The organism is Pseudomonas sp. FW507-12TSA (assembly GCF_058781435.1).
The window spans coordinates 41,998-64,351 of sequence record NZ_JBYSWT010000002.1 but is presented as its reverse complement, the minus strand read 5'-3'; the positions used below and the strand labels follow the sequence as shown (position 1 = coordinate 64,351).

The 22,354-nt window shown below is 63.3% G+C and carries 26 protein-coding genes and 1 riboswitch; of the genes, 14 read left to right on the top strand and 12 right to left on the bottom strand.

Features of this window, described 5'->3' with window-relative positions; genetic code table 11:
* The first annotated feature begins 5 nt into the window (after positions 1–5).
* From AC3WK8_RS02385 to AC3WK8_RS02375, 3 genes are all read left to right on the top strand, one after another.
* A complete protein-coding gene (locus AC3WK8_RS02385) occupies positions 6–971 on the top strand; it encodes a 2-hydroxyacid dehydrogenase (RefSeq protein ID WP_103324058.1) in 966 nt (321 codons plus the stop codon).
* 32 nt (positions 972–1,003) lie between these two features.
* Positions 1,004–2,002, top strand: coding sequence for a methyltransferase (locus tag AC3WK8_RS02380; RefSeq protein ID WP_103324059.1), 999 nt, complete (start codon positions 1,004–1,006; stop codon positions 2,000–2,002).
* 51 nt (positions 2,003–2,053) lie between these two features.
* Positions 2,054–2,177, top strand: a riboswitch (yybP-ykoY riboswitch).
* Between the two features lie 88 nt (positions 2,178–2,265).
* The gene (locus AC3WK8_RS02375; RefSeq protein WP_022640859.1) at positions 2,266–2,850 is read left to right on the top strand and encodes a TMEM165/GDT1 family protein; all 585 of its coding nucleotides are present in this window, start codon (positions 2,266–2,268) and stop codon (positions 2,848–2,850) included.
* Positions 2,851–2,926: 76 nt separating this feature from the next.
* On the opposite strand, the gene AC3WK8_RS02370 is transcribed toward AC3WK8_RS02375, so the two are convergent.
* A complete protein-coding gene (locus AC3WK8_RS02370; RefSeq protein WP_022640860.1) occupies positions 2,927–3,748 on the bottom strand; it encodes a M48 family metallopeptidase in 822 nt (273 codons plus the stop codon).
* Positions 3,749–4,019: 271 nt separating this feature from the next.
* On the opposite strand from AC3WK8_RS02370, the gene AC3WK8_RS02365 reads away from it, so the two are divergent.
* Positions 4,020–6,161, top strand: a complete 2,142-nt coding sequence (locus tag AC3WK8_RS02365) for a methyl-accepting chemotaxis protein (RefSeq protein WP_085653173.1) — start codon at positions 4,020–4,022, stop codon at positions 6,159–6,161.
* A 24-nt stretch (positions 6,162–6,185) separates the two neighbouring features.
* Here AC3WK8_RS02365 and AC3WK8_RS02360 read toward each other — a convergent pair whose 3' ends face one another.
* The 3 genes from AC3WK8_RS02360 to AC3WK8_RS02350 are packed head-to-tail and all read right to left on the bottom strand — an operon-like array spanning position 6,186 to position 7,304.
* Positions 6,186–6,806, bottom strand: a complete 621-nt coding sequence (locus AC3WK8_RS02360; protein ID WP_103324060.1) for an SOS response-associated peptidase — start codon at positions 6,804–6,806, stop codon at positions 6,186–6,188.
* A gap of 35 nt (positions 6,807–6,841) precedes the next feature.
* Positions 6,842–7,102 (bottom strand): putative signal transducing protein, encoded by a 261-nt coding sequence (locus AC3WK8_RS02355; protein ID WP_022640862.1) that lies wholly within the window; start codon positions 7,100–7,102, stop codon positions 6,842–6,844.
* A gap of 19 nt (positions 7,103–7,121) precedes the next feature.
* Positions 7,122–7,304 (bottom strand): CPXCG motif-containing cysteine-rich protein, encoded by a 183-nt coding sequence (locus AC3WK8_RS02350; protein WP_022640863.1) that lies wholly within the window; start codon positions 7,302–7,304, stop codon positions 7,122–7,124.
* A 140-nt stretch (positions 7,305–7,444) separates the two neighbouring features.
* Between AC3WK8_RS02350 and AC3WK8_RS02345 the strand changes: the two genes are divergently transcribed.
* Entirely contained in the window at positions 7,445–8,611 is a 1,167-nt protein-coding gene (locus AC3WK8_RS02345) for a 1-acyl-sn-glycerol-3-phosphate acyltransferase (protein WP_053132005.1), read from the top strand.
* 67 nt (positions 8,612–8,678) lie between these two features.
* Here AC3WK8_RS02345 and AC3WK8_RS02340 read toward each other — a convergent pair whose 3' ends face one another.
* Positions 8,679–8,966, bottom strand: coding sequence for a hypothetical protein (locus AC3WK8_RS02340; RefSeq protein ID WP_178087984.1), 288 nt, complete (start codon positions 8,964–8,966; stop codon positions 8,679–8,681).
* Between the two features lie 190 nt (positions 8,967–9,156).
* Here AC3WK8_RS02340 and AC3WK8_RS02335 point away from each other — a divergent pair, with 190 nt between their 5' ends.
* A complete protein-coding gene (locus AC3WK8_RS02335) occupies positions 9,157–9,363 on the top strand; it encodes a hypothetical protein (protein ID WP_085594790.1) in 207 nt (68 codons plus the stop codon).
* A gap of 133 nt (positions 9,364–9,496) precedes the next feature.
* Here the strand turns inward: AC3WK8_RS02335 and AC3WK8_RS02330 are convergent, their stop codons facing one another.
* Positions 9,497–10,081: a YajG family lipoprotein gene (locus tag AC3WK8_RS02330; protein WP_022640866.1), complete on the bottom strand. Its 585-nt coding sequence runs from the start codon at positions 10,079–10,081 to the stop codon at positions 9,497–9,499.
* 206 nt (positions 10,082–10,287) lie between these two features.
* Here AC3WK8_RS02330 and AC3WK8_RS02325 point away from each other — a divergent pair, with 206 nt between their 5' ends.
* Both AC3WK8_RS02325 and mqo read left to right on the top strand, forming a co-directional pair.
* The gene (locus AC3WK8_RS02325; protein WP_103324062.1) at positions 10,288–10,521 is read left to right on the top strand and encodes a hypothetical protein; all 234 of its coding nucleotides are present in this window, start codon (positions 10,288–10,290) and stop codon (positions 10,519–10,521) included.
* A gap of 744 nt (positions 10,522–11,265) precedes the next feature.
* The gene (mqo, locus tag AC3WK8_RS02320) at positions 11,266–12,777 is read left to right on the top strand and encodes a malate dehydrogenase (quinone) (protein ID WP_103324063.1); all 1,512 of its coding nucleotides are present in this window, start codon (positions 11,266–11,268) and stop codon (positions 12,775–12,777) included.
* Between the two features lie 90 nt (positions 12,778–12,867).
* Here the strand turns inward: mqo and AC3WK8_RS02315 are convergent, their stop codons facing one another.
* The 4 genes from AC3WK8_RS02315 to AC3WK8_RS02300 form a co-directional block, all read right to left on the bottom strand.
* The gene (locus AC3WK8_RS02315) at positions 12,868–13,155 is read right to left on the bottom strand and encodes a PA4642 family protein (protein ID WP_085594787.1); all 288 of its coding nucleotides are present in this window, start codon (positions 13,153–13,155) and stop codon (positions 12,868–12,870) included.
* Positions 13,156–13,218: 63 nt separating this feature from the next.
* Positions 13,219–13,704: a hypothetical protein gene (locus AC3WK8_RS02310; protein ID WP_103324064.1), complete on the bottom strand. Its 486-nt coding sequence runs from the start codon at positions 13,702–13,704 to the stop codon at positions 13,219–13,221.
* A 146-nt stretch (positions 13,705–13,850) separates the two neighbouring features.
* The gene (locus AC3WK8_RS02305; RefSeq protein ID WP_085594786.1) at positions 13,851–14,324 is read right to left on the bottom strand and encodes a WbuC family cupin fold metalloprotein; all 474 of its coding nucleotides are present in this window, start codon (positions 14,322–14,324) and stop codon (positions 13,851–13,853) included.
* 3 nt (positions 14,325–14,327) lie between these two features.
* Complete coding sequence (locus tag AC3WK8_RS02300) at positions 14,328–14,885, bottom strand: hypoxanthine-guanine phosphoribosyltransferase (RefSeq protein ID WP_031320504.1); 558 nt, start codon at positions 14,883–14,885, stop codon at positions 14,328–14,330.
* Positions 14,886–15,050: 165 nt separating this feature from the next.
* Here AC3WK8_RS02300 and upp point away from each other — a divergent pair, with 165 nt between their 5' ends.
* Positions 15,051–15,689 carry a uracil phosphoribosyltransferase gene (gene upp, locus AC3WK8_RS02295; RefSeq protein WP_022640873.1) on the top strand — a complete coding sequence of 213 codons (639 nt, stop codon included), beginning with the start codon at positions 15,051–15,053 and terminating at the stop codon, positions 15,687–15,689.
* 2 nt (positions 15,690–15,691) lie between these two features.
* The gene (locus AC3WK8_RS02290; RefSeq protein WP_022640874.1) at positions 15,692–16,966 is read left to right on the top strand and encodes a uracil-xanthine permease family protein; all 1,275 of its coding nucleotides are present in this window, start codon (positions 15,692–15,694) and stop codon (positions 16,964–16,966) included.
* Positions 16,967–17,020: 54 nt separating this feature from the next.
* On the opposite strand, the gene hemH is transcribed toward AC3WK8_RS02290, so the two are convergent.
* Together hemH and AC3WK8_RS02280 are read right to left on the bottom strand one after the other, a co-directional pair.
* Positions 17,021–18,043 carry a ferrochelatase gene (gene hemH, locus AC3WK8_RS02285; RefSeq protein WP_085594785.1) on the bottom strand — a complete coding sequence of 341 codons (1,023 nt, stop codon included), beginning with the start codon at positions 18,041–18,043 and terminating at the stop codon, positions 17,021–17,023.
* A gap of 13 nt (positions 18,044–18,056) precedes the next feature.
* On the bottom strand, positions 18,057–18,959 hold the full coding sequence (locus AC3WK8_RS02280; RefSeq protein WP_085594784.1) for a TIGR01777 family oxidoreductase: 903 nt from the start codon (positions 18,957–18,959) through the stop codon (positions 18,057–18,059).
* 194 nt (positions 18,960–19,153) lie between these two features.
* On the opposite strand from AC3WK8_RS02280, the gene AC3WK8_RS02275 reads away from it, so the two are divergent.
* From AC3WK8_RS02275 to AC3WK8_RS02260, 4 genes are all read left to right on the top strand, one after another.
* Positions 19,154–20,140 (top strand): NAD(P)/FAD-dependent oxidoreductase, encoded by a 987-nt coding sequence (locus tag AC3WK8_RS02275; RefSeq protein ID WP_085594772.1) that lies wholly within the window; start codon positions 19,154–19,156, stop codon positions 20,138–20,140.
* Complete coding sequence (locus AC3WK8_RS02270; protein ID WP_085594770.1) at positions 20,137–20,352, top strand: TIGR02450 family Trp-rich protein; 216 nt, start codon at positions 20,137–20,139, stop codon at positions 20,350–20,352. The genes AC3WK8_RS02275 and AC3WK8_RS02270 overlap by 4 nt, the downstream gene beginning before the upstream one ends.
* Positions 20,353–20,469: 117 nt before the next feature.
* A complete protein-coding gene (locus AC3WK8_RS02265; RefSeq protein WP_103324065.1) occupies positions 20,470–21,420 on the top strand; it encodes a YbgA family protein in 951 nt (316 codons plus the stop codon).
* A 3-nt stretch (positions 21,421–21,423) separates the two neighbouring features.
* A complete protein-coding gene (locus tag AC3WK8_RS02260) occupies positions 21,424–22,347 on the top strand; it encodes a MerR family transcriptional regulator (protein ID WP_103324066.1) in 924 nt (307 codons plus the stop codon).
* Positions 22,348–22,354: the final 7 nt, after the last annotated feature.

Below are 22,354 nucleotides of genomic sequence, written 5' to 3'. Positions count from 1 at the left end.
AGTTCATGACCGACAATCGCCGCGCCGTCTTCCTCGATCACAGTTCGCTTGACTTGGGTGACCTGGATCTGGGGGCGCTGCACGACAGTTTCAGTCCCTTGCACTTGCATGCCCATTCGTCCCCGGAACAGGTGGCCGAGCGCCTACAAGGAGCCCAGGTGGCCATCAGCAACAAGGTGGCGATCAACGCCCAGGCCCTGGCCGCCTGTCCCGAGCTGCGACTGATCCTGGTGACGGCCACCGGCACCAACAACATCGACCTGGAAGCCGCCCGGCGCCAGGGCATCACCGTCAGCAACTGCCAGGGCTACGGCACGCCGTCGGTGGCCCAGCACACCCTGATGCTGCTGCTCAACCTGGCGACACGGGTCGCCGATTATCAACAGGCCGTGGCTGCCGGACGCTGGCAGCAGGCCAGCCAGTTCTGCCTGCTGGATTTCCCGATCATGGAGCTGGCGGGCAAGACCCTGGGCCTGCTGGGCCATGGCGAACTGGGCGGCGCGGTGGCACGCCTGGCCGAAGCCTTCGGCATGCGCGTGGTCCTGGGACAGATTCCCGGACGCCCGCTGCGCGCCGACCGCCTGCCCCTGGACGAACTGCTGCCCCAGGTGGATGCCCTGACCCTGCACTGCCCGCTCAACGAACACACCCGCAACTTGATCGGCGCCCGGGAGCTGGCCCTGCTCAAGCCCGGGGCCCTGGTGGTCAACACCGCCCGCGGCGGGCTGATCGACGAACAGGCCCTGGCCGACGCTCTGCGCAGCGGCCACCTGGGGGGCGCGGCCACCGACGTCCTGAGTGTCGAGCCGCCGGTCAACGGCAACCCCTTGCTGGAGGCCGATATCCCGCGCCTGATCGTAACCCCGCACAACGCCTGGGGCAGTCGCGAAGCCCGCCAGCGCATCGTCGGCCAACTGGTGGAAAATGCCCGGGCCTTCTTCAATGGTGAACCGCTGCGGGTCGTGAATTGATAGACTGCGCCACTTTTTTTCAGGTGCGGACGATGGACATACGCAGCGAAATACTCTTACGCCAGGCCGAGCTGTTCCAGGGCCAGGTATTGCTGGCCGGCCTGAGCGCCGATGACCTGCTCGGCCGCCTGCCGGCCGCCCAGGGCTGGAGCTGGCACGCCGGCGACCACACGGCGCTGCTAGCCCGCTTCCCGGACCGCTGCCATTTCGGGGTGAACGCCCCGGACAGCGCCTTCGACAGCGCCGTGCTGTTCCTGCCCAAGTCCAAGGACCTGGCCCACTACCTGCTCAACACCCTGGCTTCGCGCCTGGCCGGGCGCGAGCTGTACCTGGTGGGGGAAAAGCGCGCCGGCGTGGAAAGCACCGCCAAGCAGCTCGCCGCCTTCGGCAAGCCGCGCAAGCTCGATAGCGCCAGGCATTGCCAGCTGTGGCAGGTCACGGTGAGCAACGTCCCCGAACCTGTGGCCCTGGAGAGCCTGGCCCAGGAGTACCTGTTGCCATTGGCCGAAGGTCCGCTGAAGGTCGTCAGCCTGCCCGGCGTGTTCAGCCATGGCCGCCTGGATCGCGGCACCGCGCTGCTGCTCGAACACCTGGACCACTTGCCTGCCGGCCACCTGCTGGATTTCGGTTGTGGCGCCGGAGTGCTGGGGGCGACGGTCAAGCGCCGCTATCCGCAAACCCGCGTGACCCTGTTGGACGTGGACGCCTTCGCGGCCCGGAGCAGCCGCCTGACCCTGGCAGCCAACGGCCTGGAAGGCGAGGTCCTGACCGGGGACGGTATCGATGCCGCGCCCATGGGCTTGAACTGCATCCTGACCAATCCGCCGTTCCATACCGGGGTCCACACCGACTATCAGGCCACGGAAAACCTGCTGAAAAAATCCAGGGAACATCTGGAAAAAGGCGGCGAACTGCGGGTAGTCGCCAACAGTTTCCTGCGCTACCAGCCACTGATCGAAGAGCATCTGGGGCCCTGCGCGATCAAGGCCGAAGGCGATGGTTTCCGCATCTACCGGGCCAAGCGCGGCTGAGCGTCTTTTTCACCAACAAGGCTTGCCGAAAGGATTTTGCCTAGGCAGAATCCGCTCCGTCCTAGGGGAGTAGTCTCCCACGAGCGCCACGCTCGTCCGGCATGCGTCAACATACTTGGTCCGAAGACCATGGCGCATGCGACCCAAGAGTCCGCACAGACGGGCTGCCGGGTTTGACAAGACCTATGACACGCACACCTTACCCGGGGCGGGAAGGCTGTACGTGTCATAGCCGTGTCGACCCGCCCCTTAGGAAAACCCTGATGCTGGACTCCCTGCTCGTTCCCACCGCAATCGTTGCCTTGGCCGAAATCGGCGACAAGACGCAACTGCTTGCCCTGATCCTCGCTGCGCGCTTTCGCAAACCCTGGCCGATCATCGCCGGCATCGTCGCCGCGACCCTGGCCAACCATGCGGCCGCCGGTGCGGTAGGCGCCTGGTTCGGCAGCTTCTTCTCGGATGCGACCCTGCACTGGATCCTCGCCGCCAGCTTCACCGCCACTGCGCTGTGGACCCTGGTGCCGGACAAGATGGACGACGACGAAGCCACCACCGCGCGCAAGTTCGGCCCCTTCCTCACGACCCTGATCGCCTTCTTCCTGGCCGAGATCGGCGACAAGACCCAGGTCGCCACGGTCATGCTGGCTGCGCAGTATCCGGAATTGTGGCTGGTGATCATCGGCACCACCCTGGGCATGCTGATCGCCAACGTACCAGTGGTGCTTGCCGGCAACTTCGCCGCGGACAAACTGCCGCTGACCCTGATCCGGCGCCTGGCGGCATCGGCGTTTGTCATCCTGGCCCTGGTCGCGGTGTACAAGGCCATGCAGAGCAGCGGCTGGCTGTAAACGAAAACGCCGGCAAGGCAGCCCCCGTTACGGGAACCGCCTTGCCGGCGCATGCATCATCGGCTGACGCGGTGGATCAGGACTTCTTGGCCTGCTGGTACAGCGGCATCACCTTGGGAATCGCCGCCTGCAACGAGGCGATACGGCTGGTGGACGCCGGGTGAGTGCTCATGAACTCGGGCGGCGCGGAACCACCGGCAGCCTGGCCCATCTTGTTCCACAGGGTAATGGCCGCGTTCGGGTTGTAGCCGGCACGGGCGGCCAGCTCCAGGCCGATCAGGTCAGCCTCGTTCTCGTTCTCACGGCTGTTGGGCAGGGTCATCAACAGGTTGACGCCGTTGTCGCCCAGGGCAACCGTCTGCTGGGAAACACCGAACAGGGTCGCGATCTGCTTGCCGGCACCCAGCGCGTACTGCTTGGACATCGCCTCGCGACCGTGCTCACGCAGGGCGTGGGCGATCTCGTGGCCCATCACCGCGGCGATTTCATCGTCGGTCAGCTTCAGCTGCTCGATCAGGCCGGAGTAGAAAATGATCTTGCCGCCAGGACCGCAGTTGGCGTTGAGCTCATCGCTCTTGATCAGGTTGACTTCCCATTTCCACTGCGCGCAATCCGGACGGAAGTTCGGGGCCTGGGCAATCAGGCGGTTGGCGATGACCTGCAGGCGCTTGGCGTTGGCGCTGGTCTTGTCCAGTGCGCCCTGGCTGCTAGCCTCGCTCAGGGTCTCCTGGTAGGACTGTGCGTAGGACTGATTGACCTCGGCACTGGATACCATGCTGAACATGGACTGTTTGCGATCCACGCCCACCACACCTGCGTTGGTGGTGTTGACCGTCTCGCAACCACTGAGCAATACCGCGGCGCTCAGCGCACATACAACCAATGACTTCTTCTTCATGAAAACCTCCCTGAAAACATGGCGCGTATCCTAAGGGCGAGTTGGTATCCGCGCCAGATGCAAAACGCTTTTTTGCTCGCAATTGAGATGCAGGTCAGCGCTGCAGGAAAAAATTCATCTTGTCCCCAGGGCCCGTGGCATTTGACATGGCACCTTGCCACTAACGACCTCCGCCTCCTTCGAGGCGTCATTTGTGCAATCCGGGCTAATGACCCATAGGGCTGCGGCCGATACAGCACGGCAGACCTCAATTCCTGCGCCCGGAGCCTCTATGAAGTTCAAGTCGATCCAGTTTTCGGTGGCCGCACTGGCCGGAGCCATCGTCCTCAGCGTGGTTGCAGCCCTGGTGCTGTATGCCCTGTTCTCCGGCGCCCGGACCCAGCAGATGGTGCAGGAAAGGACCCAGGTCCAGTTCGAGCAAGTCATCGAGCAACGCTTGAGCGGCCTGGCGCAGACCCAGGTCAGCCAGATCCAGCGGGAACTGGAGGCGCCGCTGCTGATTGCCGCAGGCCTGGTGCGGGTCAACGCCCTGATGGGCAGCCGGGATGCCCAGGGCCAGGCGCAACTGAACCTGAGCCGCGAACAGCTGATCGCCCTGATCAAGGAAAACGTCACCCAGAACCCGAAGATCCTCGGCGCCTATATAGGCTGGGAGCCCAACGCCATCGACCACAACGACGGGGCCTACGTCGGCACCAACGTGGTCGGCATCGATGCCGCTAGCGGCCGCTTCCTGCCCTGGTGGTTCCGCAACCAGGACTCCAGCCTGGGCCTGGACAAGCTGGCCGACGTCAATGACCGGACCGTGCTGTCCACCGGGGTGCGGGCCAGCGAGTACTACCTGTGCTCCAAGGACAACCTCAAGCCCTGCGTGATCGACCCCGCGCCTTACAAGGTCGGCGACAAGGTGGTGATGCTCGCCTCCTTCATCCAGCCCATCCTGCTGGACGGCAAGTTCCAGGGCATAGTCGGTGCCGACCTGTCGGTGAACTTCATCCAGGACATGCTGGTGGGCGCCAACCAGAAGCTCTACGGCGGCGCCGGCGAGATGGCCCTGATCGGCGGCAACGCGCGCCTGGTGGCCTACACCAAGGACCCCGGCAAGTTCGGCGAGAAGGTCAGCGACGTACTCAACAGCGATACCGTCGCCAAGCTGTCCAATCTCAAGCGCGGCGAGGTGACCTATGACGTCGACCAGGCCAACGGCAAGATCGCCCTCTACCTGCCCTTCGGCATCGGCCAGACCGATGCCCAGTGGACCCTGATGCTGCAACTGCCCCTGGGCGCGGTAATGGCTGACCTGGACAAGCTCCAAAGCGACCTGGCCGAACAGCGCCAGGCCGACACTTTCGGCATGGCCATGGTCGGCCTGGTGATCGCCGGCGTCGGCCTGCTGGTGATCTGGCTGGTGGGCCACGGCATCGCCCGGCCGCTGCGGCAGATGGTGGCGATGCTCGACGATATCGCCCAGGGCGAAGGCGACCTGACTCGCCGCCTGAGCAGCGACCGCGCCGATGAGCTGGGCTCGATCGCCAAGGGTTTCAACACCTTCCTGGCCAAGTTGCAGGCGATGATCAGCCAGGTGGTGACCTCGGTGCAGAGTGTCAGCGACTCCTCGGAACACACCGCCGATATCGCCATCCGCACCAACCAGGGCGTACACAAGCAGATGGTGGAAATCGACCAGGTGGCCACTGCGGTGCACGAGATGACCGCCACCGCCCAGGACGTGGCACGCAACGCGACCCAGGCTGCACAAGCGGCCAGCCATGCCGACCAGGCCGCCAGCCAGGGCATGCAAGTGGTGCGTGATACCTCCAGCGCCATCGCCGCCCTGGCCGAAGAGATCGGTCGCGCGGTGACCGTGGTGCAGACCCTGGCCAAGGACAGCGAGAACATCAACGCCATCCTCATCGCTATCCGCGGGATCGCCGAGCAGACCAACCTGCTGGCCCTCAACGCAGCGATCGAGGCCGCCCGTGCCGGCGAGCAAGGCCGCGGCTTCGCGGTGGTCGCCGACGAGGTGCGCAACCTGGCGCAGAAGACCCAGCAGGCCACCGAGGAAATCCAGTCGATGATCCAGCAACTGCAGCAAGGCACCCGGGAAGTGGTGCGGGTCATGGAGGACAGCCAGCACAAGACCGACCAAAGCGTGGAGCATGCGGCCAAGGCGGCCCAGGCCCTGGAGACCATCACCCAGGCGGTCTCGGTGATCAACGACATGAACACCCAGATCGCCAGCGCCGCCGAGGAGCAGAGCGCGGTGGCCGAGGACATCAACCGCAACGTGATCAACATCGGCCAAGTGGCCAACGAAGTGGCTGGCGGGGCCGACGAGTCCAGCGCCGCCAGCGCCGGCCTGACCAAGCTGGCCGAACAGCAACGCCGGCTGATCAACCAGTTCAGGGTCTAAATGACGAGGTGCCTCGCCCCGGCCTCAAGCGGGGGTCAGGCACTCCGGCCCATTGAGCTTGGGATCGTTGACCAGGTTGGCCAGGACCCGCTCGCGCAAGGCTGCGGGCGGGCTGGCCAGCAAGGCGTGCAGGACATGCAGGGGAGTCTGCGGATCCAGCCAGGCATCCTGGCCGGCAACGTCGAGGATCAGCGGGCGGCGCAGGGTAGAAGCCGCCTGGGTCACCACCGCGGTGCTCAACCAGACCTGCTCCTGCACCGGGTACGCCTCCCAGATCGCAGCGAAGAAGATCGACGACCCTTCCCCCGGCGTCAGCCAGTAGGGACGCTTGCGGCTGCCTCCGCGCCATTCATAGAAACCGTTGGCCGGCAGCAGGCAGCGCCGTTCGCGAAACGCCTGGCGGAACATCGGTTGCTCGGCCAGGGTTTCTGCCCGGGCGTGGGCCGGGGTACGGGACAGGTCGGTCAACCAGGCCGGGGTCAAGCCCCAGCGAGCCCTGGCCAGGGTACGCTGGTCGTTCTCCAAGCGCTGGATCAGCACCGAATCATTCGGCGAAATATTCCATTGGGCCCGCTGGTCCGCGGGAAATCCCGGCAAGGCCGCGAAGGCGGGGTTCCAGCGAAACAGGGCATAACGTCCACACATGGGGCAATACGACTCTCGGCAAATCGGCGCTCAGCCTAACAGACCAGCACGCCGGCAAAACCCTCCGGCTCTTCGAAGGGCAACGGCAGGGCGGCATTGTACGCAGCGATCAGTTCCCGCGCGCGCTGCGCCTCGTGGTTTTCCACCGACAGCGCCAACAGCCCGAAGACCGGCAACTCCCCTGCCCCGCCCAACAAGTCGCGTCCCTGCAGGTGCGCCTCGATGCCCTCGCTGGCCAGCATGCGCTGGAGCAGTTCGCCTTCCATCAGATTTTCCGGCTCGTAGATCCGCTGCATAAGCACCACTCCCCCAGGTTCAGTCGTTTTCCGCGTGCACATCCAGCATCCATTCCTGGCCATCGGTCTGCAGCGTGAACACGATGGGCCGGCAACAAACCGGGCAGTCCTCGATATAGGTCTGGTCGCCGGCGGACAGATCCAGCACCGCCTCTGCCTGTTCGCCGCAGTAAGGACATTGATAATGGTCGGTTTCCAGCATCGCGGTCTCCCGAGTGACTTATGCGTATAATCGCCGGTCTATTTGCAGGGCTTTAATGCTTGAGCTGAATCTTCAGACCGCGCCCGGCTTTTTTTCGATCCGAACCTTCTTCTTACCCTAGCCGTTTCCAACAAGAGAGCATGATGGGCGAATTCGATGCCATCCGACCTTACCACGACAGCGAAGTACCAGCGGTGCTGGCCCGGCTGCTCAGCGACAAGGCATTCCTAGATATCCTCACCCACTTTCGCTTCCCGCGTTTTGCCAACACTTTCGGTTGGCTGCTCAAGCCCCTGATCGCTCACCGCCTGCGCCGCGAATTCGCCGGCATCACCTCGGTGGCGACCTTGCAGGACAAGGTCGAGTTCTATGTCGACCACACCATCGAGCGCGCCACCGACGGCGTGACCTATACCGGCGTCGAGCAATTCAAGTCGGGAACCGCCTACGTGTTCCTGGCCAACCATCGCGATATCGTCATGGACCCGGCGTTCGTCAACTATGCGGTCTATCACGCCGGCCTGCCGACCCCACGCATCGCCATCGGTGACAACCTGCTGCAGAAACCGTTCGTCAGCGATCTGATGCGCCTGAACAAGAGCTTCATCGTGCATCGCTCCCTCAGCGGGCGGAGGGAAAAGCTCGCGGCCTACCAACTGTTGTCGGCCTACATCAACCACTCGATCCGCAACGACGGCCAGTCGATCTGGATCGCCCAGGCCGAGGGCCGGGCCAAGGACGGCGACGACCGTACCGAGTCGGCGATCCTCAAGATGTTCCACATGAGCCGCAAGGATGAACCGTTCGGCGAAGTGATCCAGTCACTGAACCTGACGCCGGTGTCCATCAGCTACGAATACGACCCTTGCGACCAGGCCAAGGCCCGGGAGCTGTATATCCGCGCCACCACCGGCAGCTACACCAAGGCACCGGGGGAAGACGACGTGAGCATCGCCAAGGGCATCACCGGCTACAAGGGCCGGGTCCACGTGAACTTCGCCACGCCCATCAGCGAAAAGTTCGAAGATACCAAGCAACTGGCCATGGAAATGGATCGGCAGATCCTCGGCGGCTACCGGCTGTTCCCGGTGCACTACCTGGCCTATGCCCAGTGGAGCGACGCCGATCCGCAGCTGCAGGTGCCCAGCGCCGCCGAGGTGTTCCCGGCCCAGGAACTGGCCAAGGCCGAGCAGGAATGGCAGCGTCGCCTGCAAGAATGCCCGCCGGAGCATCGCCCCTACCTGGTGCTGCAGTATGCGACCCCGGTCCGCAACCAGTATCGGGTCAAGGCCGGCCTGGCGCTGTAGAGCCCGGGCTGCTAAAGCACAACGGCGCCTGCGGGCGCCGTTGTCGTATCCGTTGCCAGGTGGGCGATCAGTACCGCGTGCTGATCCAGGACACCAGCAGCGCCAGGCCCAGGCAGGCGAAACCGAAACGATAGAAGAAGCGGTTGATGCGCAGGGTGGCCGGGTCGAGCATCAGCATGGGCTGGTCCACCGCCCGTTCTTCACTCTGGACTGCCAGGTTGGCCAGGGCCCGCTGCTCGCGGCGACGAGTGGCGTGCAGCAGCCAGCTGCCCGGGCAGGCCAATAGCAGGGCGAACAGGTTGATCAGCTTGCCGGGATGGGCACTGAACATCGACCAGAACATTTGCAACGACATCATGAACCTCGAAAAAGACCGGTGTTCGGGCCGTCGAGTGCGCCCGCGGCGCGGATTCTACTCAATCCCCGGGCGGCCCCGCGGACCTTTCCGACCAGTAACGAGGCACCGGGCAATTAATTTAGATCGTCATCTTTTCGTCATCTGAACAAGCCAGTCTGTCGCCCCTCGATGCCCCACGGAGCTTGTCATGTTGCATGCAGAAAACCAGGACCGCCTCTACCTGATCGCCCCTAGCGAGGAACAGCAGGCGCTGGTCGGAGCCCTGGCCTTCAACGTCCAGGATCGCCATTGGCTGGTGTATTGCGCCCTTGGCGGGCATCAACACGCGGACTTGCCGGAGACCGACCTGCTGACCGGCGTCAGCGTGCTGGACCTCTACGTCGAAGCGGCGTGAAGCACTGCCCGACAGGCAACGAAAAAGCCCGGCGTCCAAGGGACCCGGGCTTTTTTGCATCTGTCGGCTTATAGCGTCAAACAAGTCCGTGTGGGCTTGCTCGCAGCCGGCGACGGCAGCTACAGGGCGCGCATCACTCGCCGAGGATCTGGCCGATGCTCGGGTCCTTGAACAGACGGGTCAGCGCGTCGCTCAGTACGTCGCCCACCAGCTTGGTGTTGGTGTCCTGGTTCGGCGCCATGCCGAAGCGCTGGTCCAGGGAAGCACCATAGCGGCCGCTGTAGCGGCGGTTGGCGTTCTGCACATCGGAGCGGAAGGTCGCACCGATGGTCGCCTCGGTCACGTACATGCCTTCCTTGGGCGATTGATACTTGAGCTCGGCCAGGGTCACGGTCAACTGGGGGGCATTGCTGCCACCGGTGGTCGGGGTAAAGCCCAGCAGGCGCACCGCAGCTTCGGCCTGGGCCTGCAGCTTGGGCAGGATCTGCGCGCCCTGCACGGTGATCGAGCTGGTTTCAGGGTACAGGCCACCACGTGTGCCCAATACAGGGGACGAACGGCCATCGACCACCCTCACCACCACCGGCTGGCCATGGCCCACTGGCGCCAGCTGGGAGGTGAGCTTGGGCTCCGGAGTGAGTTGTTGCGGGCTGTGGGCGCAGCCTGCCAGCGACAGGCTGGCCACAGTGATCAAACCGAACAACAGGCGTTGCAACATGCTCATTTCTCCAGGAATCAGGCACAAACAGGCCCGCAGTATAGCGGTGCACGACAGCGGCAAACCAGCATTGCCGGGGACTTAAGTCATCACTCGGACAGGTCCCGTACAAGCAGGTTCCTGTAACCTGCCGTTCACCCGTAATACACGATGATGTAACGGCTCGGCGGCATGCTTATCGTCAATGACACACTAGGTGCCTGGTCATGAAGCTCCTTCGCTCCCTGTTCGCTCCACGCCATGAGTTCCGTAGCTTCGCCCTGCTGGATTGCCAGGGCCGCTGCCAGGCATTTCGCCACAGTATCGAGGCACCTGTCGGCGACGGCTGGGTGGAAATCCAGGAGATCCGCCTGAACTGGCTGCACCAGATGCTGCCCGCCAGCGCCCGCGTGAGCCCGCGCAGCGTGGTCACCGGGGCGCGACCGATACTGGCCACCTGACCAAAAGCCTAATAAAAGTCGCGAAACAGGATCATTTCTGCACATTTCTTCGTTACAATCTCCCCCCGATTATAAGGACGTCTCCTGATCGGGCCTCGCAGTACCGCCAACGCCACTGCCTTGGCACCCCGCACCGCCCACAGAGAGCCGCCCACACAGATCGAGTGAAGCTGGCGTGCTTGCTGTTGTCCCACCTTGCAACCCTCCACTTTTCACGAATCTGCAGAGCTGCCATTGCTCGGACACTTATGCTGTTCGCCCGTCGTGCCCGCATGCCCCTGTCATGCCGGTACCACCGCTCGGGCCAGGTGCCAGGCCGAGGCAGCCCTTTTTGAGGTTCACGTCTTCAAAAGAGCGTGAAAAAACGGGTTTTCACAACTTCACAAGAGTGTGGCGAGCAAATGAATAGTTTTGCGTCTGAACTGGCACCATTAGCCTCTACAACAGCCCGATTACACAGGTCCGAGCGCTCCTCGAGAGCTGAAGCTTGAAGCCTGTCCGCTGACGGATTTGGTTGCACTGGCGGATGTATCGACCATAAGTCGAATTGCCCCGAGGCTCCCCGAGATGCGTTCATATGCACCTTGAGGCCCGGTTGGTAGCGTCCGCAGAAGTTGCAAAGAATTGCGAAGACTCGGACATGGCAATCCTGGCCATGGGTAACCTGGGGCACCACGTGAATCGCCCCGTCACTCCTGGCAGCCATGCCGTCAATTTGGTGCTGCAGATTTTGGAGACGCGTTAATGGCGCATAACGAAGCAGTAGACGTTGTATTGGTCGGGGCCGGCATCATGAGTGCCACCCTCGCTGTACTGCTCAAGGAGCTCGACCCCGCGATCAAGCTGGAAGTCGTCGAGCTGATGGATTCGGGTGCCGCGGAGAGTTCCAACCCGTGGAACAACGCCGGTACCGGCCACGCCGGCCTCTGTGAGCTGAACTACACGCCGCAGGCCGCCGATGGCAGCATCGATATCAAGAAAGCCGTGCACATCAACACCCAGTTCGAGGTGTCGAAGCAGTTCTGGTCCTACCTGACCCGCAAAGGCACCTTCGGCTCGTCCAGGTCCTTCATCAATCCGGTGCCGCACCTGAGCTTCGTCCAGGGCGACAAGGGTGTCGCCTACCTCAAGAAGCGCCATGAAGTGCTGAGCCAGCACCATGCCTTCGCGGACATGGAGTACACCGAGGACAAGGCCAAGATGGCCGAGTGGATGCCGCTGATGATGCCGGGCCGCCCGGCGGATGAAACCATCGCCGCCACCCGGGTCATCAACGGTACCGACGTCAACTTCGGCGCCCTGACCAACCAGTTGCTCAAGCACCTGACCAGCGCCCCCGACGCCCAGGTCAAGTACTGCAAGCGCGTCACCGGCCTCAAGCGCAACAAGGCCAGCGGCTGGACCGTGAGCATCAAGGACGTCAACAGCGGCAACACCCGCGAAGTCGACGCCAAGTTCGTCTTCCTCGGCGCCGGCGGCGCGGCCCTGCCGTTGCTGCAGGCTTCGGGCATCGAGGAGAGCAAGGGCTTCGGCGGCTTCCCGGTCAGCGGCCAGTGGCTGCGCTGCGACAACCCGGAAGTGGTCAAGCACCACCAGGCCAAGGTCTACAGCCAGGCCGCCGTGGGTTCGCCACCGATGTCCGTACCGCACCTGGATACCCGCGTGGTCGATGGCAAGAAATCCCTGCTGTTCGGACCTTATGCCGGCTTCACTACCAAGTTCCTCAAGCACGGTTCGTTCCTGGACCTGCCGATGTCGGTTCGCGCCGGCAACATCGGCCCGATGCTGGCCGTAGCTCGCGACAATATGGACCTGACCAAGTACCTGGTCAGCGAAGTCATGCAGTCCATGGAGCAGCGCCTGGAATCCCTGCGTCGGTTCTATCCTGAAGCCAAGGCCGAGGACTGGCGCCTGGAAGTGGCCGGCCAGCGGGTGCAGATCATCAAGAAGGATCCGAAAAAAGGCGGCATCCTGCAGTTCGGCACCGAATTGGTGGCCGCCAAGGACGGTTCCCTGGCCGCCCTGCTGGGCGCCTCACCTGGCGCCTCGGTGACCGTATCGATCATGCTGGAACTGATCGAACGCTGCTTCCCGGCCAAGACCAGCGGCGAATGGGCCGCCAAGCTCAAGGAAATCTTCCCGGCAAGGGAAAAGGTCCTGGCTACCGACGCCGCGCTGTATCGCAAGATCAACAGCGAGAACAATCTGCGCCTGGAGCTGGTGGAGCCAAGCAAGGAAACCGAAAGCTACGCTTGAGCCGCGACCATGAAAAACGCCCCGTCCTTTGCAGGACGGGGCGTTTTTTTATGCCTGGCCAATAGCTTCGGCACACCGGACAAAGCGCAATCAGCCGCGGGCCTTGTCCAGCAGTTCGATGTAGTCGGCGCCGTTGCGCTGGTCACGGATCAGCTCGACGAAGGTCTTGCCCTGCTCGTCCCGGCCGTCCAGGTCGTAACCGGCGGCGACGAAAAAGCCCAGGAAGCGCTCGAAGTCATCGATACGCAGGCCGCGATAGGCCTTGATCAGCTTGTGCAGGGACGGCGAGGTGGCATCGGCCGGTTCGAAATCGAGGAACAACTTGACCTGCTCATCACCGATCTCGTCACCAATCACTTGTTTCTTATCTTTACGCATCGCCGACTCCAGCTCGCAGACATTTCACAGGGCGGGCAGTTTACCTCCAGCCCGCCTCCAGCCTCAACGCGGACGCACGCTGCCGGTATGCAGGTCGGCCCAGATGTGGCCGTTGGCATAGCTGAGGAACTGGCAATACACGGTGTCGTTGCGCAGCAGGTCCATCACCGCCCGGTACTGGGCCAGCGGGTAATAGAGGGTCAGGGTTCGGCTCTGGGCATCGTATTGCGGTTTTTTCAGGCTTTTGCTTTCGCCATCGAAGCTGACCAATACCTGGCTGATGGTGGCGCCCTTGTTCAAGGGCTTGCCCTTGAGCCGCACCCAGACCGGCGAAGTTACCGGAATCGGCTGCTGGTTGGACTGGCGCTGGCTGCCGATGACCACCGAATATTCGGTGACCTGCAGCAGTTGCTGTTGTTCAGGCACCGCATCGCGCAGGGTCAGGTCGTCCGGCGGCAGGAACTGCCCATGCAAGGGCGCCGGGGCGGCCGCCAGGGGCAGGCTCAAGCTCAGAAGAAGGACTGCGCTACTGCGAATCAACAGGCTCATGACAGGCTCCAGGCAAGGGCCGAGCACTCTAGCACGGCTTTCCCCGGATATTGCAGCCACCAGGCGGCCATCAATGCCGAAGGCGGCGTTCCCCGGGGGAAAGCGCCGCCTTCAGTGATTCACCCCTTGGCAGGATCGCGGGCGGGTCAGTCGAACTGCGCGCGCATCCAGGCCAGGTATTCGGCTACGCCGGGCTCGCCTTCGCGGGGCGCCCAGGTCGCTTGTTCGTTCGCATTCAACGCACGATAAGGCCCGGCCTTGCATTCGAACATCAGGCTATCGGGCTCCAGGGCCACCAGGCCATGGAACACCCCAGCCGGTAGATCCACGCCAACGCAGTCGCCGCCGGCCTGCAGCTCGCGCTTGTCCTGGACCTGGCCGGCCTCGTCGAAGACCAACAGGCCCAGGCGGCCCTTGAGCACCAGCAAGGTCTCGGCTTTATCGGCACTCAGGTGGCGATGGGGCGGGATATAGGTCGAGGGCTGCAACCCCACCGCCAGGCGATGGCAGGGCTCTTCCATGGCGTGGAAGTTGTGGTGCTGGCGACCACGGGGGTTGGCCGCGGCCTTCTCTGCCAGGTCGCTGAACAACGCTTGATCGAGAAAGCTCGGCCCGGCCATGTCTTACAGGCCCTTCACGGCATAGATGCCGGCGGCGTTGCGCCAGTAGCCCTTGTAGTCCATGCCGTAGCCGAAGACATAACGGTCGACGCAGGGCAGGCCCATGTAGTTGGCCTTGAGGTCGGGACGGGCCTTGCGGTCATGATCCTTGTCGATCAGTACCGCGGTATGCACGGCGCGGGCGCCGGCATGGTGGCAGAAATCGATGATGGCGGTCAGGGTGTGCCCTTCGTCGAGGATGTCGTCGATGATCAGCACGTCGCGGTCGATGAAGGAGATTTCCGGCTTGGACTTCCAGAACAGCTCGCCACCGCTGGTTCCGTTGCGATACCGGGTCGCATGCAGATAGGAGGCTTCCAGGGGAAAACGCAGGTGCGTCAGCAACTTGCCAGCGAAGATCAGCCCGCCGTTCATGACACAGAACACCACCGGATTACGCTCAGCCAGTTCTTCAGTGATTTGTGCACCGATCCGGGCGATGGCCGCCTCGACTTCAGCTTCGGTGTACAGGCAGTCAGCCTCGCGCATGATTTGACGGATATGCTCGAGATCAGCGGACATGGCGCTCTCCAGGGGGGTGGCAGTTTCGGAAAAGCGGGCAAAGGTACGCATCCGGCCCGGTCAGATCAAGCGTTTCTGGACTAACGTACTTCATGTCTATAGGACATCAACCCCGGATAGATTAATCTAGGCCGGTTTTTTTGCCCGCCGCCGGAGCCTTTCCCTATGCCCATCCATGAGATCCGCCATCCGCTGATCCGTCATAAACTTGGCCTTATGCGCCGCGCAGACATTAGCACGAAGAATTTTCGCGAACTCGCTCAGGAAGTCGGCGCCCTGCTGACGTACGAAGCCACCAAGGACCTGCCCCTGGAAAGCTATGAGATTCCAGGCTGGTGCGGCCCCGTCCAGGTGGAAAAGATCGCCGGCAAGAAGATCACTGTGGTGCCTATCCTGCGTGCCGGCATCGGCATGCTCGAAGGCGTGCTGAGCCTGATCCCGGGCGCCAAGGTCAGCGCCGTGGGCGTGGCCCGCAACGAGGAAACCCTGCAGGCCCACACCTACCTGGAAAAACTGGTACCGGAAATCGACGAGCGCCTGGCGATGATCATCGACCCAATGCTGGCGACCGGCAGTTCCATGGTCGCCACCATCGACCTGCTGAAGAAAGCCGGTTGCCGGGACATCCGCGCCATGGTCCTGGTGGCCGCTCCCGAAGGCATCGCCGTCGTCCAGCAGGCTCACCCGGACGTGACCATCTACACCGCGTCCATCGACCAGAAACTCAACGAGCATGGCTACATCATTCCTGGCCTGGGTGATGCCGGTGACAAGATCTTCGGCACCAAGCAGAAGGACTCCTGATCATGCAGGATGAGTTCAACGATCCGCTCTGGCGCCAGGTGTTGTCTGGCGCCCAGATGCTCTTCGTAGCCTTTGGCGCCTTGGTGTTGATGCCGCTGATCACCGGTCTTGACCCCAACGTGGCGCTGTTCACGGCGGGTCTTGGGACTCTGTTGTTCCAACTGGTCACCGGTCGCCAGGTACCGGTGTTCCTGGCTTCGAGCTTCGCCTTCATTACCCCGATCATCCTCGCCAAGGGCCAGTTCGGCCTGGCCGCGACCATGGGCGGGGTGATGGCGGCAGGCTTCGTCTATACCTTCCTCGGCCTGGCGGTGAAGATCAAAGGCACCGGTTTCATCGATCGCCTGCTGCCGCCGGTAGTGATCGGCCCGGTGATCATCTCCATCGGCCTGGCCATGGCTCCCATCGCCGCCAACATGGCCATGGGCAAGGCGGGCGATGGCAGCGAGCTGATCCATTACCAGACCGCCATGATGATCTCGATGCCGGCGCTGCTCACCACCCTGGTGGTGGCGGTGTTCGGCAAGGGGATCTTCCGCCTGGTACCGATCATTTCCGGGGTGCTGGTGGGCTTCGCCCTGTCGTTCTACTTCGGCGTGGTGGATACCGCCAAGATCGCCGCCGCCCCGTGGCTGGCGTTGCCGCATTTCACGGCACCGGAGTTCAACTGGCAGGCAATCCTGTTCATCGTTCCGGTGGCCCTGGCCCCGGCCATCGAGCATATCGGCGGGGTGATCGCGGTAGGCAGCGTGACCGGTCGCGACTACCTGAAGAAGCCCGGCCTGCACCGCACCTTGTTCGGTGACGGCATCGCCACCACCGCTGCCGGCCTGTTCGGCGGCCCGCCCAATACCACCTACGCCGAAGTGACGGGCGCGGTGATGCTGACCAAGAACTACAACCCGAAGATCATGACCTGGGCCGCGGTATTCGCCATTTCCCTGGCCTTCATCGGCAAGTTCGGCGCATTGCTGCAAAGCATCCCGGTACCGGTGATGGGCGGGATCCTCTGCCTGCTGTTCGGTTCGATCGCCGCCGTGGGCATGAACACCCTGATCCGCCACAGGATCGACCTGGGCGAGGCACGCAACCTGGTGATCGTCTCGGTGACCCTGGTGTTCGGTATCGGCGGGATGCTGGTGGGTAGCGGTACCGGGCAGGACGACTTCGGCCTCAAGGGCATCGCCCTGTGCGCCATCGTCGCCATTGCCCTGAACCTGATATTGCCGGGCAACGACGGCTGGAAGAACAAGAAATCCGACGACCCCCTGATCTGAAAACACCTTCGCCGACCGGTCCTGCAATCAATGAGGGCCGGGCCGGCGAAACCTCTATAGCGCCAGGGGTGCCCGCAGGCACAAGGCGTTCAAGGCCTGGGCCCATTGCGGGTCGTCATTCAGGCAGGGGACCAGCACCAGGTCCTCCCCCCCTGCGGCACGAAACTGCTCACGTCCACGATCACCGATCTCTTCCAGGGTCTCGATGCAATCGGCGACGAAGGCCGGGCACATCACCAGCAACTTCTTCACGCCCTGCTTCGCCAGCTCATCCAACCGAGCCTCGGTATAGGGCTCGATCCACTTGGCCCGCCCCAGGCGCGACTGGAACGACACCGACCATTGCTCGTCAGCCAGGCCCATTTGCCCGGCGAAGGCCTTGGCCGTGCGGAAACACTGGCCGCGATAACACTTGGCGAGCACCTGCGGGGAGGCATCCTGGCAGCAGTCACCTGCGCCATCCAGGCTATGCCCCGGATTGAGCTTTTGCAGGTGCCGCTCGGGCAAGCCGTGGAAACTCAGCAGCAGGTGATCGAAGGATTGCTCCAGATGCGGCCTGACACTGGCGACCAGGGCGTCGATGTACTCGGGTTCGTCGTAGAAAGGCTGCAATACATTGAGCTGCACATCCAGGCGGTGCTCGCGTATCACCCGCCGCGCCTCTTCGACCACCGTGGTCACGGTGCTGTCGGCGAACTGGGGATAAAGCGGCGCCAGGGTGATCTTGCGCTGCCCCTTGGCCGCCAATTTCAGCAGCGCCGATTCGATCGATGGCTCGCCGTAGCGCATCGCCAGCTCCACCGGCCCGCACTTCCATTGCTCGCTCATCACTCGCTGCAAGCGCTGGCTTATGACCACCAGCGGCGAACCGTCCTGCCACCAGATCGATTGGTAGGCATGGGCCGACTGGGCCGGACGCTTGATCAGGATCAGCGACACCAACAGGCGCCGCACCGGCCAGGGCAGGTCGATCACATAAGGGTCCATGAGGAACTGATTGAGGTAGCTGCGCACATCCGCCACGGAGGTGGAGGCCGGCGAACCGAGATTGACCAGAAGCAACGCGTGATCGGTCATGCAACGTCCTATTTCAATGGCGGCTGGACACATCGTCCAGGGCCGCGGGCAAATCGGTGAACTGGAAAGTGAAGCCCGCTTCCAGCAAGCGCGCGGGCACGGCACGTTGGCCTCCCAGCAGCAACAGCGACAACTCGCCCAGCGCCAGGCGCAGGACAAAGGCCGGTAGCGGCAGCAATGCGGGCCGGCGCAGGACTCGCCCCAGGGCGGTGGCGAACTCGCGGTTACGCACGGGCTGCGGCGCGCAGGCATTATAAGGACCCCGTGCCGCATCCTGATGCACAAGAAAATCAATCAGGGCGATTTGGTCATCGATGTGGATCCACGGCATCCACTGCCGACCGTTGCCGATCGGACCACCCAGGCCCAGCTTGAACGGCAGCAGCAGGCGCGACAAAAAGCCGCCGTCGGCGGACAGCACCAGGCCGGTGCGCACCAGCACCACGCGCACACCCATGGCTTCTGCACGCTGGGCGGTTTCTTCCCAGGCGATGCACAGCTGGCTGGCAAAATCTTCGCTGACCGGCGGAGAGTCCTCGGCCAGCTCCCGTTCTCCACCGTCGCCATACCACCCCACCGCAGACCCGGAGACCAGCACCCGGGGCTTTTGCTCGCGGCTCTCGATCCAGGCCAGCAGGGTTTCAGTAAGGGTGATGCGGCTGGCCCACAGCAGCGCCTTGCGCTTGTGGGTCCAGGGACGATCGGCTATGGGCGCGCCGGCCAGGTTGATCACCGCATCCAGCGGCGCCTGGTCCAGCTCTTGCAAAGATTTGACTGCCCGTACCTGGGGCCCGCACAAGGCGGCAACTTTATCGGGCTGGCGACTCCATACACTCAACTGGTGCCCCTGGGCCAGCCAATGGCGACATAACGCCCGCCCGATCAAACCAGTACCGCCGGTCAGCAAGATATGCATGACGTGTTCCTCGCGTGGCGTTTTACCCGAATCCCTAGTCTATTTTTATAAGCAGGGATCTTTTCAATCGGGCAGGCTGCGTTTTAACGATAGACAACCTGCACAACCGATGACGCCGAAAGCTATACCAAAGAACAACATTGTACAGGTTTTGGCAGCGGCGTAGTCTGTACAAAAAGGTAAACGAGGCCCCTATGACAGTACCCATTGCAATCATTGGTACCGGCATCGCCGGACTCTCCGCCGCCCAGGCGCTTCGAGACGCCGGGCACTGCGTCCAACTCTTCGACAAAAGCCATGGCAGCGGTGGCCGCATGGCGAGCAAGCGCAGCGACGCCGGTAGCCTGGACCTGGGAGCCCAGTACTTCACCGCCCGCGATCGCCGCTTCGTCACCGAAGTCCAGCGCTGGCAGGCCCAAGGCTGGGTCGCCGAATGGACACCGCAGCTCTACAACTCCCATGCCGGCCAGCTCAGCCCTTCCCCCGACGAGCAAACCCGCTGGGTCGGCGCGCCGCGCATGAGCGCCATCACTCGCGCCCTGATCGGCGACCTCGAAGTGCACTTCGCGTGCCGTATCACCGAAGTCTTTCGCGGCGAGCGGCACTGGCACCTGCAGGATGCCGAAGGCTCCAACCATGGGCCGTTCAGCCATGTGATCATCGCCACCCCGGCGCCACAGGCCACCGCCCTGCTGGCCGCCGCGCCGAAACTGGCGGCAGTCGCCGCCGGAGTGAAGATGGACCCGACCTGGGCGGTCGCCCTGGCCTTCGAAACACCCCTGGAAACCCCGATGCAGGGCTGTTTCGTCCAGGACAGCCCACTGGACTGGCTGGCCCGCAATCGCAGCAAACCCGGGCGTGATAGCCACCTCGACACCTGGGTCCTGCACGCTTCCAGCACCTGGAGTCGACAACACATCGACCTGCCCAAGGAGGCCGTGATCGAGCAGCTGCATGGCGCGTTCGCCGAGTTGCTGCACAGCGTCATGCCCGCTCCCGCCTTCAGCCTGGCGCACCGCTGGCTCTATGCCCGGCCTGCTACCAGTCACGAGTGGGGTGCCCTGGCCGACGCCGACCTGGGCCTGTACGCCTGCGGCGACTGGTGCCTGTCCGGGCGTGTCGAGGGCGCCTGGTTAAGTGGCCAGGAGGCTGCTCGCAGACTGCACGCGAACCTGCAGTGAACCGGATCGCCCCGCGTAAATTGCTGCTGTCGAAATGGACAGCAGCCCACCCGCAGCATCGCGAGAAGCATTTTCTCGTCACCAAACTGTTCTGCAATGAAGAAGGCCGTGTGCTGGAAGTCCAGCTGCAGGCGGTCCTCAGCTGCCGCAACCAGCGCCTGGATTGGCAAGCCCTGAAAGACGACCGCCTATGGCGGATCGGCTGGCATTGAACGCAGCGAGTAGCCGCCAATACCTGTACAAATAATTTGACTTGTACAACTTTAAACCTATGATGGAAAAAAGTTGTACACGCTTCGTTTTATGTATAGGTATCCGGAGGCCGAACCATGACCGCCAAGCCGAAAATCGCCATCAGCGCCTGCCTGGCCGGCGCCGAAGTCCGCTACAACGGCGGCCACAAGGAATCCCGCCTGTGCAGCCGGGTACTCGCCGAGCACTTCGAGCTGGTGCCGCTTTGCCCGGAGGTCGCCATCGGCCTGGGCATCCCTCGCGAACCGATCAGACTGGTGCAGGGCAACGACCAGCCACGGGCCATCGGGACCCTGGACCAAGCCCTGGATGTCACCCGCCCCCTACAGGACTACGCCGAACGGATGGCCGCCGAAATGACCGACCTGTGCGGCTACATCTTCATGCAGGATTCACCCTCCTGCGGACTGGAACGGGTCAAGGTCTACGAGGGCAGCGGGCCTCATCATCGGCGCGATGGCCGTGGTGTATATGCGCGGGTTTTCTGCGAGCGACGCCCTGACCTACCAATGGAAGAAGCCGGACGCCTCAACGATCCGGTGCTGCGGGAAAACTTCCTGGCCCGGGTCTACGTCTACCGCGACTGGCAGGTCCTGCTCGAGCAAGGCCTGACTCGCCGCGCCCTCACCGAATTCCATGCCCGCTGCAAATACCTGCTGATGGCCCATCACCCGGTGCAGTACAAGGTCCTCGGCCACCTGCTGGGCAGCATGGGCAGGCAGGATGCGGCACAGGTCGGCCCACGCTATTTCAGCCAATTGATGAACGCCTTGAGGCAATGCGCTACCCGGGGTACCCACAGCAATGTGCTACAGCACCTGAGCGGTTACTTCCGGCAGGCCATCAGCGCCGAAGACAAGCAGGAAATGCAGCACCTCATCGGCCAGTATCGCCAGGGCATCGTGCCCCTGGTGGTACCCCTGACCTTGCTCAAGCATCACTTGCGCCGACACCCCGATCCCTATATCGAGCGGCAGCTGTACCTGCAGCCGCACCCGGAAAACCTCAGCCTGCGCAACGCGATCTAACCCATGGAACCCAATCTCTCGCCCGCCACGGCTCCCCAAGGCAGCCCGGACCAGGAGTGGTTGCCGATCCGCGAGATCGCCCGGCTGACCGGCGTCAATGCAGTCACCTTGCGCGCCTGGGAGCGGCGCTACGGACTGATCGTGCCCCACCGCACGCCCAAGGGGCACCGCCTGTACACCCGGGAACAGGTGCAACAGGTGCTGACCATCCTGACCTGGCTCAACCGTGGCGTCGCGGTCAGCCAGGTCAGGCACCTGCTCGAAAACGCCCCGGCGTTCAGCGTCCCGGCGCAAAACGATTGGCAACGCCTGCGCCAGGTACTCAGGCAAGCCATCGGCCAGCTGGCCGAGCGCAAGGTCGACGATGCCTTCAACCAGGCCATGGCCCTGTATCCACCGCGCACCTTGTGCGAGCAGCTGTTGATGCCGCTGCTGGCGGAGCTGGAACAGCATTGGCAAGGGCAAGTCGGCAGCCAGTCCGAGCAGGTGTTCTTCTATTCATGGCTGCGCAGCAAGCTTGGCGCCCGGATCTACCACAACAACCGCCAGGTGCAGGGCGCGCCGCTGTTGCTGGTCAACCAATCGGACCTGCCCCTGGAACCCCACCTGTGGCTCACCGCCTGGCTGGCCAGCAGCGCCGATTGCCCGGTAGAGGTCTTCGACTGGCCCCTGCACGGGGGCGAACTGGCCCTGGCCACCGAGCGCCTGCAAGCCCGGGGCCTGCTGCTGTACTCCAGCAAGGCGCTCAACCCCGTCCAACTGCCGCGGTTGCTGGGCGGCATCGCCTGCAAAAAATTCATCGCCGGACCCGCGGTGTGCATCCACCCCGCCGAGTGGTCCGCATGTATCACTGAAATCGCCGATCTGTACCTGGCCCAAGACCCGATTGCGGCCTACCAGGCACTGCTCGAGCGAGGCCTTTTCTGACTCGGAA

Excerpts from the sequence above, each read along its gene's own strand:
- AC3WK8_RS02350 (WP_022640863.1), bottom strand. The coding sequence starts at position 7,304 with ATGCTGGAAACCGACCATTATCAATGTCCTTACTGCGGCGAACAGGCA.
- AC3WK8_RS02310 (WP_103324064.1), bottom strand. The coding sequence starts at position 13,704 with ATGAGCCTGTTGATTCGCAGTAGCGCAGTCCTTCTTCTGAGCTTGAGC.
- AC3WK8_RS02280 (WP_085594784.1), bottom strand. The coding sequence starts at position 18,959 with ATGCATATCTTGCTGACCGGCGGTACTGGTTTGATCGGGCGGGCGTTA.
- upp (WP_022640873.1), top strand. The coding sequence starts at position 15,051 with ATGCCCATCCATGAGATCCGCCATCCGCTGATCCGTCATAAACTTGGC.
- AC3WK8_RS02370 (WP_022640860.1), bottom strand. The coding sequence starts at position 3,748 with ATGAAGAAGAAGTCATTGGTTGTATGTGCGCTGAGCGCCGCGGTATTG.
- AC3WK8_RS02360 (WP_103324060.1), bottom strand. The coding sequence starts at position 6,806 with ATGTGTGGACGTTATGCCCTGTTTCGCTGGAACCCCGCCTTCGCGGCC.
- AC3WK8_RS02340 (WP_178087984.1), bottom strand. The coding sequence starts at position 8,966 with ATGTCGTTGCAAATGTTCTGGTCGATGTTCAGTGCCCATCCCGGCAAG.
- AC3WK8_RS02275 (WP_085594772.1), top strand. The coding sequence starts at position 19,154 with ATGACAGTACCCATTGCAATCATTGGTACCGGCATCGCCGGACTCTCC.
- AC3WK8_RS02305 (WP_085594786.1), bottom strand. The coding sequence starts at position 14,324 with ATGGCCGGGCCGAGCTTTCTCGATCAAGCGTTGTTCAGCGACCTGGCA.
- AC3WK8_RS02265 (WP_103324065.1), top strand. The coding sequence starts at position 20,470 with ATGACCGCCAAGCCGAAAATCGCCATCAGCGCCTGCCTGGCCGGCGCC.
- AC3WK8_RS02375 (WP_022640859.1), top strand. The coding sequence starts at position 2,266 with ATGCTGGACTCCCTGCTCGTTCCCACCGCAATCGTTGCCTTGGCCGAA.
- AC3WK8_RS02380 (WP_103324059.1), top strand. The coding sequence starts at position 1,004 with ATGGACATACGCAGCGAAATACTCTTACGCCAGGCCGAGCTGTTCCAG.
- AC3WK8_RS02290 (WP_022640874.1), top strand. The coding sequence starts at position 15,692 with ATGCAGGATGAGTTCAACGATCCGCTCTGGCGCCAGGTGTTGTCTGGC.
- AC3WK8_RS02345 (WP_053132005.1), top strand. The coding sequence starts at position 7,445 with ATGATGGGCGAATTCGATGCCATCCGACCTTACCACGACAGCGAAGTA.
- AC3WK8_RS02260 (WP_103324066.1), top strand. The coding sequence starts at position 21,424 with ATGGAACCCAATCTCTCGCCCGCCACGGCTCCCCAAGGCAGCCCGGAC.
- AC3WK8_RS02315 (WP_085594787.1), bottom strand. The coding sequence starts at position 13,155 with ATGCGTAAAGATAAGAAACAAGTGATTGGTGACGAGATCGGTGATGAG.
- AC3WK8_RS02365 (WP_085653173.1), top strand. The coding sequence starts at position 4,020 with ATGAAGTTCAAGTCGATCCAGTTTTCGGTGGCCGCACTGGCCGGAGCC.
- AC3WK8_RS02355 (WP_022640862.1), bottom strand. The coding sequence starts at position 7,102 with ATGCAGCGGATCTACGAGCCGGAAAATCTGATGGAAGGCGAACTGCTC.
- AC3WK8_RS02330 (WP_022640866.1), bottom strand. The coding sequence starts at position 10,081 with ATGTTGCAACGCCTGTTGTTCGGTTTGATCACTGTGGCCAGCCTGTCG.
- AC3WK8_RS02335 (WP_085594790.1), top strand. The coding sequence starts at position 9,157 with ATGTTGCATGCAGAAAACCAGGACCGCCTCTACCTGATCGCCCCTAGC.
- AC3WK8_RS02300 (WP_031320504.1), bottom strand. The coding sequence starts at position 14,885 with ATGTCCGCTGATCTCGAGCATATCCGTCAAATCATGCGCGAGGCTGAC.
- hemH (WP_085594785.1), bottom strand. The coding sequence starts at position 18,043 with ATGACCGATCACGCGTTGCTTCTGGTCAATCTCGGTTCGCCGGCCTCC.
- AC3WK8_RS02385 (WP_103324058.1), top strand. The coding sequence starts at position 6 with ATGACCGACAATCGCCGCGCCGTCTTCCTCGATCACAGTTCGCTTGAC.
- mqo (WP_103324063.1), top strand. The coding sequence starts at position 11,266 with ATGGCGCATAACGAAGCAGTAGACGTTGTATTGGTCGGGGCCGGCATC.
- AC3WK8_RS02325 (WP_103324062.1), top strand. The coding sequence starts at position 10,288 with ATGAAGCTCCTTCGCTCCCTGTTCGCTCCACGCCATGAGTTCCGTAGC.